This is a genomic window from Rhodococcus sp. SGAir0479 (assembly GCF_005484805.1).
Lineage (GTDB): Bacteria > Actinomycetota > Actinomycetes > Mycobacteriales > Mycobacteriaceae > Prescottella.
Genome location: NZ_CP039432.1, coordinates 4299718 through 4316952, shown reverse-complemented (window position 1 = coordinate 4316952; position 17235 = coordinate 4299718). Strand labels below are relative to the sequence as shown.

Sequence of the window (17235 nt, the reverse complement as noted above, 5' to 3'; positions counted from 1 at the left end):
CCGACTCACCGGTCCGCGTGGTCCGGCAGTGGATCCGCGGCCCGGGACTCCGGGGAATGCTGCATCTCCCCGGTCGCGGGGTCGACGTCCACCGCGTGCGAGGGGAGCTCGTGCACGGCCACGACGAAGTGGCCGTCCCGGACACCGCCGCCCCCGGACGCACCGGTCGGGGGCAGCCCGGCCAGGGTCGCCGAGACGCCCTGGATGCGCGCGGCGCGCACCGGAACCCGGGCCGCACCGTTCTCGCCGTCGGTGGCGACACGCGTCGAAACCCGCAGGTAGCGCGGCGTCGTCGCGAGCTCGTAGCGGAACGCCTTGAGCATCGACACGCACGCCAGCACCATGATGATCGAAAACGGCACCGCGGTCGCGATCGACGCCGTCTGGAGCGCCGTCAGCGATCCCGCACCGCCCACGAGCAGCAGCACGGCGGCCGCGACACCCTCGAGCACCGACCAGTACACCCGCGTCACCTTCGGCGTCTCGAGATTGCCTCCCGCCGAGAGGATGTCGATCACCAGCGAGCCGGAGTCCGCGGAGGTGACGAAGAAGAACAGCACCACCACGATCGCGAGCACACTCGTCACCGTCGCCAGCGGCATCCCGTCGAGCAGGTGGAACAGCGTGGTGTTGGTGTCGACCGAACCGTCGGCGCCGGTCATGTCCCCGTCGTTGCGCTGCCGAAGGATGCCCGCGTCGCCGAAGATCGTGAACCACAGCGACCCGATGAGGGTCGGGGCCAGCAGCACTCCGAAGACGAATTCCCGGATGGTGCGGCCCCGCGAGATGCGGGCGATGAACATGCCGACGAACGGCGCCCAGCTCATCCACCAGCCCCAGTAGAAGATCGTCCAGGTGCCCGCCCAGCCGTCGTCGGCGAACGGCGACGTGCGGAGCATCATCTTGGGGAATGCCTGGACGTAGCCACCGAGGTTCTGCACCCACGACTGCATGAGGAACAGCGTCGGGCCCAGCAGCAGTACGAACAGGGCCAGCCCGGCCGCCAGCGCCATGTTGATGTTCGACAGCCAGCGCAGCCCCTTGGTCACGCCGCTGACGACGGAGAAGGTCGCCAGGCCGGTGACGACGGCGATGAGCCCGATCACGAACCAGTTGTTCGGCTGCACCCAGCCCAGGTACTCGAGACCCGCCGAGATCTGCTGCACGCCGAAGCCCAACGACGTCGCGACGCCGAACAGGGTGCCGACGATCGCGATCGCGTCGATGGCGTGCCCGAGCGGGCCCTCGATCCGTCGACGCCCGAACAGCGGTTCGAGCAACCATCGGATCGACAGCGGCCGCCCCTTGCGGTAGGTCATGTAGGCCAGACCCAGGCCGACCACCACGTAGATCGCCCACGCGTGCAAACCCCAGTGGAAGAGTGTGAGCTCCATCGCCTGATTGGCCGCGGCATCGGTCGAACCCGGAACCCGGCCCGCCTCAGGGGGATTCACGTAGTGCGACAGTGGCTCGGCGACGCCGTAGAAGACCAGGCCGATTCCCATGCCGGCGCTGAAGAGCATCGCGAACCACGACAGCAGTCCGAACTCCGGCTTCTCGTCGTCGTCCCCGAGCCTGAGGTTGCCGACGCGGGAGAGCCCGCAGTACAACGCGAACAGCACGAAGCCGGTGGCGACCAGGATGTACCACCAGCCCACGCCGTCCGTGATGGCGGTGTTGAGCTGCGCGAACGCGTCGCCGGCCGTTCCCGAGTAGGCCACGGCGAAAACGATCATCGCGAGGATGACCAACGACGCCGGGACGAACACCGGCTTGCGCAGCCCGCGCCACGCGTTTCGGATTGCTGTCAACGCGGTTCCCTTCGATTCCGTGGACACAGGACTACCGGCGCGCATGCGTGCGCGACCGCGTTCCGCTTCAGGCGGCTCGGCGGTTTCGGAGTGCGTTTCGATTCAAAACCGTAATCGAGCCCTGTGCACGACTCAAACGAAGAAGCCCTGGTCGGCGCCTCGGCGCGATCCGACGATCGGCCCGCTGACCAGCGGGTTCACACCCTCGACCGGGCCACCCGAGGCGGCCGAGTCGACTTCGTTACACCGGCGGCCGGGAGGGCCCCGGCAGGGCGATCAGGCCGACGGAGCGGAGCTCTGCAACTGCTCGAGCGCGCGCACCAGCGGCGCGAGAACCGGGTCGTCGCCCGCCTGGTCCAGCGCCTCCCGCAGCGCGGCGTTGTGGGTGGGGCGCGCGTCCTCGAGCAGTTGCCGGCCCGCGTCGGTGACGTCGGTGTAGATGCCGCGTCGGTCGGTGGGGCACAGGTAGCGCGAGAGCAGACCGCGTTCCTCGAGCCGGGTCACCAGCCGGGTGGTGGCGCTCTGGCTGAGCACGACGGAGTCGGCGACCTGCCGCATCTGCAGATGGCCGCCCTCGCCGTCGTGCTGACGGCCGAGCACATCGAGGAGCGAGTACTCGCGCGCACTCAGTCGGTGCGCCGACTGCAGCGCCCGCTCGACCTTGCCCTCGATGCGTCCGTGCAGCAGGGACAGCGCCGACCAGCTGTGCGCCAGTGCGGTCATCGCCGGATCGGTGGCGGTCATGGTCGGCTCCTCTGGGGAATCGGCAGGAAGCGTCGGCGGCGGATCGGCCGAGCAGTCATGCAGCTCACTATACCCGCGTTTGCAACTAGCCATCGTCTGCAACTATTGTCATTGCATGTAAACGGCGTTCGCGCACCTACGCTTCGCGCCTCGGATCCACCCGTCAGAAGGACCCCCTCATGCCGCTCGCTCTGCTCGCCCTGGCCATGGGCGCCTTCGGTATCGGCACCACGGAATTCGTGATCATGGGCCTGCTCCCCCAGGTGGGCGCGGACCTCGGGGTCTCGGTTCCCACCGCCGGCTACCTGGTCACCGGCTACGCCCTGGGCGTCATGGCCGGAGCGCCGATCATGACGATCCTCGGGACCAGGATCTCCCGCAAGAACATGCTCATGCTGCTCATGGGGCTGTTCATCCTCGGCAACGTGGTGTCCGCGGTGGCCCCGGTCTTCCCGGTCATGCTGGCGGGCCGGGTGGTGGCGTCACTGGCCCACGGCGCCTTCTTCGGCATCGGCTCCGTCGTGGCGGCCGAACTGGTGGCGCCGCAGAAGAGGGCCGGCGCCATCGCCATGATGTTCACGGGCCTGACCGTCGCGAACGTCGTCGGCGTCCCCGCCGGCACCTTCGTGGGCCAGACCGCCGGCTGGCGGGTGACCTTCCTGATCGTCGCCGCCCTGGGCGTGCTCGGCCTGCTCGGTGTCGCCAGGTTCATCCCCGACGCCCCCGCGCCGGAGGGCGTACGCCTGCGGCACGAGCTGGCGGCCTTTCGCAACGTGCAGGTGATCCTGGCGATGGCGATGACCGTCCTGGGCTTCGGCGGGGTGTTCGCGGCGATCACGTACATCGCGCCGATGGCGACCGAGGTCGGTGGATTCGCAGAATCCTCGGTCACCTGGCTGATGGTGATCTTCGGTCTCGGCATGGTGGTGGGCAACCTCGTCGGCGGCCGCTTCGCGGACCGCAGGCTGATGCCGATGCTGTGCATCGCACTGGCCGGTCTCGCGGTGGTCCTGGGCGCGTTCGCCGCCCTGGCATCGGACAAGATCGCCACCGTCGTCGCCGTGTTCCTCATCGGCGCACTGGGTTTCGCAACCGTCCCGCCGCTGCAGAAGCGCGTCCTCGACCACGCCCACGGCGCCCCGACGCTGGCGTCGGCGGTCAACATCGGCGCATTCAACCTCGGCAACGCGCTGTCCGCCTGGCTCGGCGGGCTCGTGATCTCGGCGGGTCTCGGCTACGCGGCGTCCGACGTGGTGGGTGCGATCCTCGCCGCCGCGGCGCTGGTGCTCGCGATCGTCTCCTACCGGATCGAGCGAAACTCCGCCCGCGCCGGCGCAATTCACTCGGCAAGCGCCGACGCGGTCGCCGTCCGGTCCTGATCCCCCTCCCTTCGTAACGACACGACAAGAAAAGGAACTCTCATGACCTCGGTACCGAACGTGACACTCGGCAACGGTGTGACCATGCCGCAACTGGGCTTCGGCGTCTTCCAGATTCCCGACGACGAGACCACCGCGGCGGTGACCAGCGCGCTCGAGGCCGGCTACCGCAGCATCGACACCGCCGCCGTGTACGGCAACGAACGCGGCGTCGGCCGCGCCATCGCCACCTCCGGCCTGGCCCGCGACGATCTGTTCGTCACGACCAAGCTGTGGAACGACGACCAGGGGTACGACCGGACGCTGGCCGCCTTCGACGACTCCCTCGAACGCCTCGGCCTCGACTACGTCGATCTCTACCTCGTGCACTGGCCCACTCCGGCACGAAACCTGTTCGTGGACAGCTACAAGGCGCTCGAGAAGATCCTCGCCGACGGGCGCGCTCGGGCGATCGGTGTGTCGAACTTCCAGGTCCCCCACCTGCGCCGGCTCCTGGAGCACACCGGCATCACGCCGGCGGTCAACCAGGTGGAACTGCACCCGGGCCTCCAGCAGAGCGAGCTGCGGGCCTTCCACGCCGAACACGGCATCGCCACCGAGGCCTGGAGCCCACTCGCTCAGGGAGCGGTGCTCCGCGACGAGGCGATCACGTCCGTCGCCGGCGCCCACGGCGTCTCGCCCGCGCAGGTGGTGCTGCGTTGGCACCTGCAGAGCGGCAACATCGTGATTCCCAAGTCGGTCACCCCCGAGCGGATCCGCGAGAATCTCGACGTGTTCGGGTTCGAGCTCTCCGACGCGGAGATGGCCGCGATCCGCGGCCTGGACCGGGGTCTGCGCACCGGCCCGGATCCCGACATCCTGAACTGATCACACCGGGCCCGCGTGGGGTGTCCCGTCGATCCGGCGGGCACCCCACGGGGCGGTCACGGGCTCACGCCGCACGCGCGGCCGCCAGGGCCGCCGTCCGCGCCGCGATCCACGCACGCATCCGGTCGACATCGGTCTGCAGTGCCTCGGCGGACAGCCCGTCGCTGGTGGGAACGGAGTCGGCGAGCGCATCCAGGATCTCGTTCGCGCGGCCGCCGGCGTACATCTCGTCGTAGAGGTCCCAGTAGACCTGCTCGTACACGGCAGTGAACGCGGACGATGCGAGGAAGCGGGTCTTCAGGGTGTTGCCGCCGCGCATGCCACCGCCCTGACCATCCTGCGGTGCGGCTCCCGGAGTTCCCTCGCCCCCGTCGCCCCCGTCGCCCCGGGTAACTCCGGCTCCGCGCCGAGGACCGCCGCCGGTCTCGTTTCCGGCACCGGGCGCGCCCCCGCGCGCACCAGGTCCGCCCCCGCCCATCCCCATCCCCATCGAGACCGTGTCCTGCGGGCCCGCGTCGGTCGATCCCGTCATCGCCAGGTTGAGGTCCCACGACACCACCGAGATCTTCTCGGTGTCGAGGTCGTACCAGAGGTAGTAGTTCTGCCCGGGTCCGGCCATGTCGTCGCTGTTGACCAGCAGGTTCTGCGTGGCGACGTACCGGGCGAACGATTCGACGTCCACCCACCGGTCCAGTTCCTCGGCGAACTCGGTGTCGTCCGCGGCGTCCAGCCACCTGAGGAAGTTGATGATCGGCTGCAGGTTTCCCGACTCGACGTTGTTGATCTGCTCGAACTGCTCGGAGTACGAGGACTGGTCGTCGTCCACGTAGGCGAACCGCGAGTTGGCGTCGGCCTTGTACAGGTAGCCGTCGGAGTCGAACAGAGAGTTCGCGTACCCGTCGTCCGGGTGCTCGAGGAGCAGACGGGTGGTGGTGGCGCCGCCGTTGATCGAGTATACGGAGTACGAGAACCGTTGCGTCGGTTGATCGGTCGCATCGGTCAACGTCAACGCCATCGCCTCGTTCAGGACCGGGGTGCCCGGGCGCACCGAGAGCTCGGTGAGGCCTTGATAGGCCCGGCCGTCGAAGTACTTGTCGAAGCTCAGCAGCAGTGGCAGCGTCGTCGGGTCGTCGGCGGACACCGACGCCATGCCGCCCGGGCCACCCATGCCGCCCGGCGGCGCGATTCCTTCCGGCATCTCGCCGTCGGGCATCGTCAGGCCGTCGGGTAGCCCGAGGCCGGCGGGGGGTGCGAATCCCTCCGGGGGCTGCATCCCGCCACCCGGGCCTTCGCCTCGGTCACCGCGGAGCCCGGTGAGGGTCGAGTTGCCCTTGAGCCTCACCGCGACGTCGGTCACGACGGTGCCGTCGATGGTGGCGGTGGCGTTCACCCACTTCTTGTCGCCGCTCTTCTCGTACGCGGCCAGCATGTCGCTCAGTTCGGCGGCCGGGATGTCCAGGGACAACTCGTGCTCGACCGACAGATCGAACAGGTCGACGGTTCCCGCCACGTTCTCGGTGATGTGCGACGCGATGACGGACGCGTCACCGGTGATGTACGGGCGGATGCGCGCGGTTCCGAACACGGTGGCCATGATCGTCACGAACGCGACGAACACCGTCAGGAGCTTCCAGTGCTGACGCAGCGATGTCGGAATCCGGTGCCGGAGTCTGGGTCTCGGTACGAAGGTGCCATGGGTGTTCGTCGTGGGCATCAGATGTCCGTCTGGTCGTACCCGGTCAGGACGGTGACCCGCTGCCCCGCGTTGACCGCACCGAGCGCGGTGATCAGTTCGGCCGGCTTGCGGCCCTTCTTCAGCTGCGCCGTGTAGTACAACTCGTGCAGCGCGCCCGATCGAACGGTCTCGGTGGAAACGAGTTCGAAGTCGGTGCAGTGCTCGACGAGGACGTCCTCGACGAGCGCGGTGTACTCCTGCTCCGGCGGCACCTGGACCTTGACCACCTGACGCTGGACGTCGAGCTTGAACCAGTTGAACTTGCTCATGATCAGCATCACCAGGCAGATCGCGACGGTCGCCGCTATCGCGAGCAGATAGAAGCGGGTGCCGGTGGTCATGCCGATCGCCATCATCAGGAAGACGAAGCCGACGTCGCGGGTTTCCTTGATGGCGTTACGGAATCGGATGACCGACAGCGCGCCGACGAGCGCGAAGGCGCGGGCGATGTTGGAGCCGACGACGAGCATGATGAGCGAGACGATCATGCCCACCATCACCAATGTCTGCACGTAGGACTGGCTGTAGGAGACATTCTTGTGGGTATACCGGTAGACCCAGCCGACGATCGCGGAGAGCACGAACGCCAACGCGAGCGAGACGATGATGTCGAAGGTCGTGAAGGTGCCGCTGAGATCTTGGAGGTCGAAGTTCACGGGATTCCTGTTCGGTTGCGGGGGGGTGGGGTTTCAGTCGACGGCGGGCACGCGCGTGTCGACGACATCGGCTGGCATGCGGTCCATCCCAGGCGGCAGAACGAGCTCGGGCGCACCGGACCGGGACCGCGGTACCAGTCCGAACGCCTCCACGGACTGGCAGTACTTGGACACCCGTATCACCGACATGTTGAGGCGGGCAGTCAGATCCGTCGCCCAGTACGGGACCCTCTCGTTCGCCTTGAGTTCGACGACGGCCAGCTTGGGTGGGATGACGAAGCGGTTCTCCGCACCGGAGGCGAAGTGGAAGTCACGGTCCCGGCCGTGCACCTTGTGGTCGATCGTCACCCGCAGACCGAGGTCGGCGCCGCGGCCGACGAATGCCTCCCGCAGGTAGCCGGTGGTCACCGTGGGCCGGAGGTCGAGGTTGCCGACGAGCGTGGTCACCTCGTTCACGAACGGGCGCTGCGCCGGGTCGCAATCGATGTCCCGGCGTTCATCGAGCAACCTGCGAGCAGTTTTGTACGGCAATGCGATCCGACGCTTCTGCGTCACCCGATTGACCCGTTGCTTGATCTCGACCTGCACGGTGGTGGCGTCCGTGCAGTCGGCCGGCCGCCCGTAGAGCCGCATGCGGAGCTTGCGTCGGAATTTCAGCCCCTCGATCTTCTCCCAGTAAAAGCGCAGATCGCGGGTGTCGTAGTAGAGCGACGTGACCGGGTAACCCCCGCGCGGTGAGTACGGGTCGGTGTCCATGCGAGCGGACAGCTCGCGGCGCAGTTCGGGCACCCGCAGCTCGTCGACGAAGTACTTGATCTCGTATCGGTTGAACGCGTGGAGCTTGTCGGCGGTCTGCTGGTAGCCGAGGGCGACCGCCGGCACATCTTCGGCCGTTCGGCCTCGCCGACCGGCGGGTGGGTCGCGGAATCGGTCGCGGAAGCTCATGGGATGGCGGTCTCCTGGTCGGTGGGCGACGACATGAACGCCCCCACTACACCCGGTGAACCTTGCGGAAACTTCCCAGATGTCTGGCAATCAGCTGGGAATGAAAAGGTAAAGACGGCTCGGCGTCTCTGCCAGCAACCTGCCAGAGCCACCGCACCGGACGGCCAGGTTCACGGGCAAGCATGTGAATGCGCAACCGCGCAACATCATTCGACCGAAAGGCGTACCCACCGTGGACCTGAGCTACCTGTCCGAGTTCTTCGGCGCTTTCTCCGATCTGTTCGGCGCTCTCAACTTCTTCAGCGGCTCACTCGGGGTCTCGTAGACACCGGGAAATCCTCGGTGGGGCTGCGCACCGCGTGCGCAGCCCCACCGACGTCGTTCCGCCCGATCAGCTCCGGCGGGCCAGGTTGTCGGCGACCTCGCGGCGCCACGACTCCACCGGGCGGGTGGTGTCCAGCTCGTACTCGAACCTGTCGACCATGTCCGGCGCGACGTCGGCGACGTCGACGTAGAATTGCTCGTACCACCGGCGCTGCTGGTACACCGCCCCGTCCTGCTCGCACAGCAACGGGTTGTCGATCCGGGTCTTGTTGCGCCAGATCTCGACGTCCTGCTCGAAGCCCTTGGTGATGAAGGCGCACATGTTCTCGGCCATCTGCTCCGCCGCGGTGGCGTCGAAGTGCTCGGAGTTCTTCACGATCACCCCGTAGGTGAGCACGAAGCTGTTCGCGTCGATCGGATAGTGACAGTTCAGCAAAACCGATTCGACGTCGAATCCCTCGTAGTGGTAGGTCAATTCGTCGATCATGAACGAGGGACCGTAGTACGCGGCCTCGGAGCTGTTGCCGGTCAGCTTCGGCTGTCCGTCCCCGGGCCGGCGGGCGGACGTCCTCGCGCGCCACCCCGCTCATGTACTGCGCCGCGACGTGCCCCTCGAAGACGTTCCGGAAATACGTCGGGAACGACCCGTGCACGTAGAAGAAGTGCGCCATGTCGACGTTGTTGTCGATCAGTTCGCGGACGTTCGTGTGGACGACCGTCTGCTTGAAGCCCTTCCAGTCGGTCCACTCGCCCGACGTGGCGCCCGCGATCCGCGGTGGCGTGATCGCCGCGGGCGGCGGGTTGCCCTCCGGGTCGTGGTAGACGAACAGCAACCCGTCCTGGTCGAGGGTCGGCCACGCGCGGGTCTTGGCGACCGGCGGCACCCGGCGGGCGTAGGGGATGTCGGTGCAGCGGCCCTTGCCGTTCCAGCGCCAGTCGTGGAACGGGCACGCGACCGAGTCGCCCTTGATCTCGCCCTGGCTCAGGTCGCCACCCATGTGCCGGCAGTACGCGTCGAGGATCTGCAGCTCGCCCTTGCTGTCGGCGAACACGACCAGCTTGGTGCCGAACGCGTGCACCGAGTGCGGCTTGCCGTCCCGGAACGACTCGGACAGGCCCAGGCAGTGCCAGCCACGGGCGAAACGATCAGGGGCGGAGCCTGTTTCGATGTCTCGAACCGAAGCCTCGGCGCCAAGGTATGCCGTCATCGCGGCGTTCTCCTTCCTCGTCGACATGATCGCCGTCAGGCCGTGACGCGTCCGGCGTTGCCGGCATCGACGGGCACGACTGCGCCGGAAAGGTGTGCGCTCGCCTCGTCCGCGAGAAACAGCACGACGCGGGTGATCTCGCTGGGATCCAACCACGGCGCCGGAATGGCGTGCAGCCCCCGCATGATGTCGGCGATGTCGTCGGGGCCCGGCGTCTCGAGGTCCGGCCGCAGGTGCCGGTAGAGCACGTCGTTGTGCAGCATCGTGGTGGCGATGTTGCCGGGCGCGATCGCGTTCACGGTGATGCCGTGGGACGCCAGATCGAGTGCGGCGCTCTTCGTCAGGCCGACCACGCCCCACTTCGACGCGCAGTACGCGGCCATGTTGGTGTTGCCTTGCCGTCCGAGCATCGACGAGATGGTCACGATGCGCCCGTAACCACCGTCGATCATCGCCGGGGCGGCGGCCCCGATCGTGTTGAAGACACCGGTGAGGTTGGTGCCCACCACCTCGTCCCACACCTCGGGAGACGTCGACTGGACGGCGCCCTGGACCGAGACTCCCGCGTTGGCGACGGCGATGTCGAGACGCCCGAACTCGGTGAGCGCCCGCGCCACCACCGCGTCCATCGCCGACCGGTCCGCGACGTCTGCCTTGATCGCGATGCAGCGACGTCCCGTCTTCTCCACCAGGCGCACCGTCTCCTCGAGGTCGTCCTCGGTCGGCATGGGATAGCCGACGACGTCCACGGCCTCGCAGCGATCACTGATCACGATGTCGGCGCCGCCCTCGGCGAACGCGACGGCATGCGAGCGGCCCTGCCCGCGGGCGCCGCCGGTGACGAGCGCGACGCGGCCCTCGAATCGGTTCATGCTGTCCCCTCTGCTTCCTGTTCGGTGGGGTCAGTGAGCCAGACGATGCGGGCGCGCGGCCGGCCCATCCCGTCCGGCGAGACGGATTGCGCTCAGATCGCCCGTGCGAGCGCGGTCGCGGCCTCCCGCACGATCGGGACGACGGTGTGCGGCCGGACGGTGCCGGCGTCACCGGCCAGGCAGAGCGAGACGGCGACGCCGTCGCGGGAGCGGACCGCGCACCCGATGCTGTCGATCGCCCCGGTCGCCGTCGTCGCCGACTCGAAGGCGATGCCGCGGCGTTCCCGGATCCGCCCGAGCTCGGTGTGCAGGCTCGGTACGCTCCACCCGCTGTGCGGTCGGGACTGCCCCAGCATCGGGGTCATCACGGCGTCGACCTCCTCCGGGTGCAGGAGCGAGAGCATCGAGCGGCCCCCGGCACCGCGGTGCGCCTGGAGCCGCGCGCCCACTCGCGAGCCGATGCGCCGCGCGAACGGCCCGCCGATCTTGTCCAGGAAGTACTCGTGACCACCGTCGAGGACACCGAGGTGGACCACCATGCCGGTGCGCAGGAACAGCTCCTGCAGGATGTCGTGGGCACCCACCCGGATCCGGGCGTGCAGTAGCTGCGGCCCCACCGCGCCGAGCGCCCGCCACCCCAGCCGGAAGTTGCGCCCCGACCGTTCGAGCCATCCCAGATCGATCAGGTCGACCACGATGCGGTGGGTGGTGGACCGCGGCAGCTCGGCGCGGTGGCTGATCTGGTCGAGATTGAGTTCCCCGTTGGGGTCGACGAACGCGTCGACGATCGCCGTCATGCGCGCCAACAACGACTCCCGGCCCGGCCGGGGTCGAATCGCTGCACTCTCGGCCATCGCTACCCCTCTCCGTCGCCCCACCGGCGGGCGTCCACTGCTCGGGCCAGTGTAGTGATCGCCGCCACAGCAGGAGTGAACGGAACCGGTCAGCGGCAGGTGTCGGCGTCCCAGGTTGTCGTCGGCCCCGGAGGGGTGCGCCGTCCGAACCTCACACGCCGAGCGCGTCGGCAAGAGTCGGCCACGCGGCCTTCAGGTCGTCCTGCCAGTACGGCCACGAGTGGGTTCCGAAGGGGCGGAACAGGAATGTGGCCGGAATGGCGAGTTGATCGAGACGGTCCCGGAACAGCTCCGTACAGGACTGGGACGCCACCTCGAGCGGCCCGCCGACCGCCACCTTCTCGACCATGTCGGGCGCCCCGAGCTCGTGGGGGCCGGGCGCGCCGTTCCCGGTGGAGACGAAGATGTGCTTGCCCCGCAGCTTTTCGGCGTTCACCGACGGGTCGTGGGCCGACCAGGCCGGGCCGCCCGCCGGGCCCCACATGTTGTCCGCGTCGCCGCCCTTCGAGGCGATCGTCCCGCGCACCGCCGCCTCCGACTCGATCCGTCCGGTGTCCATGCAACCGCTCAGCGCGGCCACGCCCCGGTAGAGGTCGGGGTTGCGGGTGATCAGCGTCATCGCGGCCTGCGCGCCCATCGAGAGGCCCGCGACGGCGTTGACGCCGTTACCCCCGAACCGGCCGTCGATGATCGGCGGCAGCTCGCGGGTCAGGAAGGTTTCCCACCGGTTCTGCCCCAGCACCGGATCGCTCTGCTCCCAGTCCGTGTAGTAGCTGGCCGGGCCGCCGACCGGTAGGACCGCGTTCACGTCCTTGTCGGCGAAGAAGGCTGCGGCGTCGGTCTTCTGGGTCCAGGTGCTCTCCCGGAAGTCCGATTCGGAACCGGCGCTCACACCGTCGAGCAGATACAGCGAGGGTCGCGGCGCGTTCCCCACCGGGTGCAGGATCTGGACCTGCACCACCCGGCCCATCGCCGGCGATTGCACGAACACGGCGGTGCGCTGGGCATTCAGTTCGACGACGTGGTCGACGCTGGCGGCCACGGTCACAGTGTCGTTCGGGTGTGGGGCGGCATGCGCAGCCACCGGCCCGAACATCGTCAACGCGGCGGCCAAACCGACCGCAACGGTCCTTCGCCTCATCTCGCCTCCGCCCGTTTCCGGGGTCTCGGTTCGAAGACAACCGTACGGAAGGTCGGCGAGCTTCGCCGGGGAGCGGTGCACCGGTATCGAGTCGGCGCAGAGCCGAGTCACGGCTGGGACCCGTCCGGCCACACACACTCGCCGGTGCCGGTGAGGGTGATGCGCGCACCCCCGGGGGCCATCCGGTACTCGGCGACATAGTGGACGCCCTCACGTGTGCCGTCCACCCGATCCCGAGACTGGGTCGGGGACAATTCGATTGCCGCATCGACGAATCGGGCACGAATCTCCGCGATCGACAGCTGAGCCTCGGCTTCCACCGTGCTCGCCAGCGAGGCCGTGTAGCGGACCTCGGGTGCGACCATGCCCCACCCGGCCGTGGTGCCGACGTTCGCCCCGCAGCCACCAGGATCGTCCGTTTTCGCGTACTCGGGCGCGAACCGGAACGCCGGATCGGTGATGCGGGAGAGGACGTCGCGCAGGCCCGCGTCGATGTGCGCGGCGGACTCCGCGGCGGTGGCGGTGCGCTCCGGCACCTCCACGTGATCGGGCTTCTTCACCACCGCGAAGACCATCAAGCCGAGGACGACGACCGCCGCCCCGAAAAGCCGCCGGCGCGCCCGCCTCCGATGAAAGTCCAAGTCTCCCGACCGACGGGCATGCCGGAGCGCCCATCGGCGGCTTCGCGCGTCGTCCTCGGACGTGTCGGTGTACTCGTGGTAACCCTGCGTCATGGTCCCCCCTGGCGGCGTCGGGGGCGCTCACGATCCGAATACGCCGGACCCGCATCCGCGTCCGGCCTCGTCCCGACACCCCCATCGGCGTCTCGACGTATCCCCCCCATCGAAGACGGCCGCGACGATACCGGATCACGCGGGCACGCGTCGGTCGACGGTGCCGGTCAGGATCGCCGCCCCGGAGCTGTTCTCCGTCTGCGGGGCGCCCCGGCCTGGGTGTGACGTCTAGGGGGTGTTCAGGTACGTCTCGATGGCCTGCTGCGCCTTCGGGTTGCCGTTGCCGATGCCGACGAGGCCTCCGATAACGGCGCCGGTCGGGCCGCCGATCATGCAGCCGGCGAGGCTGCCGGGGAACATCGATAGGCAGCCGATGCCGAGGCCTGCGGCGGAGCCCGTGGCAGCCCCCTGGGCGCCGCCTTGCTCCCAGCCGATGCGCAACTCGTTCAACATGTTGTCGAATGCCTGTTGTTTGGTCAGTGGCTGCTGGGCAGGCGGCGGGTCCGCGTGCGCGGTCCCGGCTCCGGCGAATACCGCCCCGGTGACCAGCGCCGACGCCGCCACCTTCTTGATCAGGTTCATCGTGATCCCCACCTCGCGGTCGAAGGACGAGTCCGGCCGACTGTAGTCCTGCCGTCTTGCGGCCGTCCGGCTAACGGTCAGCACCGTTACCCGGTCGCTGCCATGACGATCCGCCAGGATCCGTTGCACTTCGGGCAGGCCCGCTGCGCAGGCCGATCAGATCGCGGGCCGCGCAGCGCTTCTGGTCGACGCGGCAGTTTTCCGGGTAAGCGCCAAAGTCCGGGCGGCATCGAGGTCTGCCTGCCACGCGCCGGCCACCCTCGCCGCCACGGAGCTGTCGACGACGAAGCTCGACTTTCTCGACGCCATGTCGCAACGTCATGCTCGCGCTACTGACGATCGCGCGTCATGGCTGTGTCACATCGGAAACGCCGTTGGAGCTTCCGACGTCAGGAGCGGTTTCTCGAAACCGCCCTGACCTTGACAGAGGCAGGTGCATGGCATTCGAACCTCTCGCTCTGCTCAGTTGCCTGTAGCTCGCCTACGACTGTGTCGTTGTCGTACTGTTCGTCCGACCACGGCCCCGCGTGCCGCCACGGAAACTGCAACCGAGTGAGACAGGAATACGCCCGCCCCGAGATCCACTCGGAGCGGGCTTATCTGTTTCGCTCTACGCGTAGCGGTAGAACTGGACGAGATCCGGAGTGTGCAGCGGGCCGTGGACAGCCATGCCGACACTAGCGTTCCCGTATGCGGCCGCGTGGCAGGTGATTCAGTGTCGCCGCCGTCTTCACGATCACCAATTCTGGTACAGGTCGACGATGTTGCCCCAGTACGCGGGATCGTTCACGGTGAACGCCATCGTCCCGCCACGAGACACGGCCTCCTTGAGCAATTGGTGGGTCGAGGCGAACACCAACGTCGGGTGCGTGTCGTAGATCGACCCCTCACCGAGATAGATCAACTGCTGATCCCTGGGTACGACGGCGTCGAGAATGTTGCCCGCACCCACATCTCGCAGCACGCGGGTCTCGTTGCGGTCGAACGAGATCGCCTGGTACCGGTCCCCCGAGTAGAGCTCGACAGCGGAGGCCGTCCCCGCGCCGAGCGCCAGGACAGCGCACGCGCCCGCTGCCGAAGCCACAATCTTCACTGCCGCCTTCATGGTCCCCACCTAGGAATCCTCCTGTTCCTGCCGCCGCGAGTCGGCAGCGCCTGACATCACCACGTCGCCGAAATCGAAACCAATGAGATGGGTCGGTTTGTGAGGTATGTCACTTTGCGTGCATGTGCCCTCGAACGCCTGCGAGAGACCGCCGGACGGAGACAGCTTTCTGTAGGGCACGAGTCAATTCAGCAGCTCCCGGAGGGACGCTGCCAGCCCTTCTTCCAAAGTGCTGGTGCCGCCGCACCCGTACCGGGTACCGGGTGCCGGGTGCCGGCGCTCGGCAGCGTGACTTTCTCAACGCCATGCTCGCGCTACCAACGATCGCATGTCATGGCTGTGTCACATCGGAACGACGTCGGATCTTCCGACGTCAGGTGCGGTTTCTCGGCACCGCCCCTGACCTTGGCGGAAGCGGAGGGATATGAACTCTCCCTAACCTCCAGCCCATACGCTCAATGTAGCCTCTACCTGCATAAACGAATCACTTTTGATCGTGCGGAATCGCCCGTGGGCGAGTGTGGGCACGTAGCCCTGGGACGCATCACCCCGGCTTTCCCTACTCGCCGGCACTTCGCTTCCGGCGCCGCTCTGCGTCCAGGTCCGTAATCTGCTGCAGCCTTGCACGGGCAAGCCCATGCATCAGAACTGACCGTGCGAGCGACACAACCTCCAATGAAGACGTTAAGAAGAGGACTACGACTGCACCGAACAAGACCCCCTCAACTTCATATGGAACAAGTGCGGCGAACGCCCTGTAAGCGACAGCGCTGACCAGGGTGACGACTTGAATCCCGATAACAATCATGAAGGGCGATAGGAATGCGAGAATCCCATCCTTCTCGTGGTTGAGCTGCCGGAGGTACGAGTCGGATAGCAAGGCCACAACTAGAGCAAGCGCAGCGAACACCACTCCGAGCAGGGCCGGGGTCAACGCCAAGACGTCACCCGCCAGGGAGGTTCTGGTCTGCGCCGTCGTGCGCTTCACCAGGAACACGGAGGCAACCACGCCAGCGATCAGGCAACCGAGATACTCAATCGTTAGCAGATCAGAAACCCGAAGGCGCCCAAGGGATGACCAGAAGCCTACCTTCCTACGGAGCTCACCCATCGGCAGCCCTCCCTGTAGCCCGCTGAACCGCATCCTTGACGTTTAGGGTTGCACTCTCCCACGTGGAGCCGACATGTTCGATCTCCTCGGTCATCATGTTCTGCCGCTGATCGAACTTGACCTTCCGGCCATTGCGGAAGCCCTTACCGACAACGTATCCGAAGGCTGCCATCGCTGCTGTAATGAACGCGCCAGACGTCGCGTCCTGTTGCAGTCCCTGCTTGTTGATTCCGGTTTCCGGGTTCCGGGCAACGATCCGCTCGCAGATCTTGGACGACTCCAGAGCATCCAATCGATCGAAGAGATGCTGAAATGCATCTTCGGCGTCCGGGTTTGGCCTCATGAAGACGAACTCAAGCGACGTCACAGCGTCGGTTCGATCGATCCAAGCCTTGAACTCACTGCGGTCGCCAACCGGGTCGACGCCCCACAGGACGTTCGGGATGCCAGCGACCGCGTCATCTCTCCGCGCTTCCGCCCTGTTGAGCATCTCCTGAAGAACCCCAGCGACAACCATCGGTTTGAAAGTCGGGTGTTTCAGGATTCCGATGTACCTCTTGTCGACCGAGAACGCGAACGGTGACGTGGCGGATACCTGATTCGCCGTCATCTCGTCGACCCATGACTTCGAATCATCGTTCCAGACGTTCGCGAGTTGCTCTCCCGAGCGGGACCAACCGATGATTCCAGTCAAGACTCCGGGTTCCGGATGCTCGATATTCCCAACTCGCCACTCACGCTTGTGCCGCCTGCCACTCAGTACCTCTGGTGCAGCGAGCAGGTTCTCATTGAGATGGGTCAGGACCTCACCCAGAGGGGCATCGAATAGCGTCGCCGTCTCAGCCGGCCTTCGATTAACCTTGAAGATCCAAACCGGTAGATCCTTACCGGCGAACCAATGAGCTTCATCCGGAGTAAGCGCATCCCGTTCGCCACCCTGTTTGTCAAGTCCCTCCCGCATTCGGGCACCATACCTTGACGCAAATGGGACAATGCACGCTCGGCAGGTGAAAGCGGTATCCCCCGCCGACATCAATAGGCGGGGGGTACGCGGCGATCGGCGCTAGTCGGGTTCTGGGCGGGCGAGATCGTTACGCGGCCGCGGTGGCGCTCTTCACGACGCCGAGCGGCTGGAATACGTCGGCCTGAAACCGGCCTTCAACCCTC

The 17235-nt window shown here is 67.1% G+C and carries 15 protein-coding genes and 1 pseudogene; 2 read left to right on the top strand and 14 right to left on the bottom strand.

The window, feature by feature from the left end:
- Positions 1 to 5: 5 nt before the first annotated feature.
- Complete coding sequence (locus E7742_RS19910) at positions 6 to 1811, bottom strand: BCCT family transporter (RefSeq protein WP_175420542.1); 1806 nt, start codon at positions 1809 to 1811, stop codon at positions 6 to 8.
- A 276-nt stretch (positions 1812 to 2087) separates the two neighbouring features.
- Positions 2088 to 2555 (bottom strand): MarR family winged helix-turn-helix transcriptional regulator, encoded by a 468-nt coding sequence (locus tag E7742_RS19905; RefSeq protein ID WP_137800518.1) that lies wholly within the window; start codon positions 2553 to 2555, stop codon positions 2088 to 2090.
- A 179-nt stretch (positions 2556 to 2734) separates the two neighbouring features.
- Between E7742_RS19905 and E7742_RS19900 the strand changes: the two genes are divergently transcribed.
- On the top strand, positions 2735 to 3934 hold the full coding sequence (locus tag E7742_RS19900) for an MFS transporter (RefSeq protein WP_137800517.1): 1200 nt from the start codon (positions 2735 to 2737) through the stop codon (positions 3932 to 3934).
- 42 nt (positions 3935 to 3976) lie between these two features.
- On the top strand, positions 3977 to 4801 hold the full coding sequence (locus E7742_RS19895; RefSeq protein WP_137800516.1) for an aldo/keto reductase: 825 nt from the start codon (positions 3977 to 3979) through the stop codon (positions 4799 to 4801).
- A gap of 64 nt (positions 4802 to 4865) precedes the next feature.
- Here the strand turns inward: E7742_RS19895 and E7742_RS19890 are convergent, their stop codons facing one another.
- The 12 genes and pseudogenes from E7742_RS19890 to E7742_RS19835 all read right to left on the bottom strand — a co-directional run bounded on the left by E7742_RS19890 (position 4866) and on the right by E7742_RS19835 (position 17029).
- A complete protein-coding gene (locus tag E7742_RS19890; protein WP_175420541.1) occupies positions 4866 to 6515 on the bottom strand; it encodes a CotH kinase family protein in 1650 nt (549 codons plus the stop codon).
- The gene (locus E7742_RS19885) at positions 6515 to 7192 is read right to left on the bottom strand and encodes a DUF4956 domain-containing protein (RefSeq protein ID WP_137800515.1); all 678 of its coding nucleotides are present in this window, start codon (positions 7190 to 7192) and stop codon (positions 6515 to 6517) included. Before E7742_RS19885 ends, E7742_RS19890 begins: the two co-directional genes overlap by 1 nt.
- Positions 7193 to 7225: 33 nt before the next feature.
- Positions 7226 to 8137, bottom strand: a complete 912-nt coding sequence (locus tag E7742_RS19880; RefSeq protein ID WP_137800514.1) for a polyphosphate polymerase domain-containing protein — start codon at positions 8135 to 8137, stop codon at positions 7226 to 7228.
- Positions 8138 to 8528: 391 nt separating this feature from the next.
- A pseudogene (locus E7742_RS19875) lies at positions 8529 to 9669 on the bottom strand (Rieske 2Fe-2S domain-containing protein).
- Between the two features lie 35 nt (positions 9670 to 9704).
- Positions 9705 to 10541 (bottom strand): mycofactocin-coupled SDR family oxidoreductase, encoded by an 837-nt coding sequence (locus E7742_RS19870; RefSeq protein ID WP_137800513.1) that lies wholly within the window; start codon positions 10539 to 10541, stop codon positions 9705 to 9707.
- Positions 10542 to 10633: 92 nt separating this feature from the next.
- Entirely contained in the window at positions 10634 to 11395 is a 762-nt protein-coding gene (locus E7742_RS19865) for an IclR family transcriptional regulator (protein WP_137800512.1), read from the bottom strand.
- Positions 11396 to 11546: 151 nt separating this feature from the next.
- Positions 11547 to 12536, bottom strand: a complete 990-nt coding sequence (locus E7742_RS19860; protein ID WP_137800511.1) for an alpha/beta hydrolase — start codon at positions 12534 to 12536, stop codon at positions 11547 to 11549.
- Positions 12537 to 12643: 107 nt separating this feature from the next.
- Positions 12644 to 13270, bottom strand: coding sequence for a hypothetical protein (locus tag E7742_RS19855; protein ID WP_137800510.1), 627 nt, complete (start codon positions 13268 to 13270; stop codon positions 12644 to 12646).
- A gap of 228 nt (positions 13271 to 13498) precedes the next feature.
- A complete protein-coding gene (locus E7742_RS19850) occupies positions 13499 to 13852 on the bottom strand; it encodes a hypothetical protein (RefSeq protein ID WP_137800509.1) in 354 nt (117 codons plus the stop codon).
- Positions 13853 to 14588: 736 nt separating this feature from the next.
- Entirely contained in the window at positions 14589 to 14966 is a 378-nt protein-coding gene (locus E7742_RS19845) for a hypothetical protein (protein WP_137800508.1), read from the bottom strand.
- Positions 14967 to 15516: 550 nt separating this feature from the next.
- Positions 15517 to 16068, bottom strand: coding sequence for a hypothetical protein (locus E7742_RS19840; RefSeq protein WP_137800507.1), 552 nt, complete (start codon positions 16066 to 16068; stop codon positions 15517 to 15519).
- Positions 16061 to 17029: a hypothetical protein gene (locus E7742_RS19835; protein WP_137800506.1), complete on the bottom strand. Its 969-nt coding sequence runs from the start codon at positions 17027 to 17029 to the stop codon at positions 16061 to 16063. Before E7742_RS19835 ends, E7742_RS19840 begins: the two co-directional genes overlap by 8 nt.
- Between the last annotated feature and the right edge of the window lie 206 nt (positions 17030 to 17235).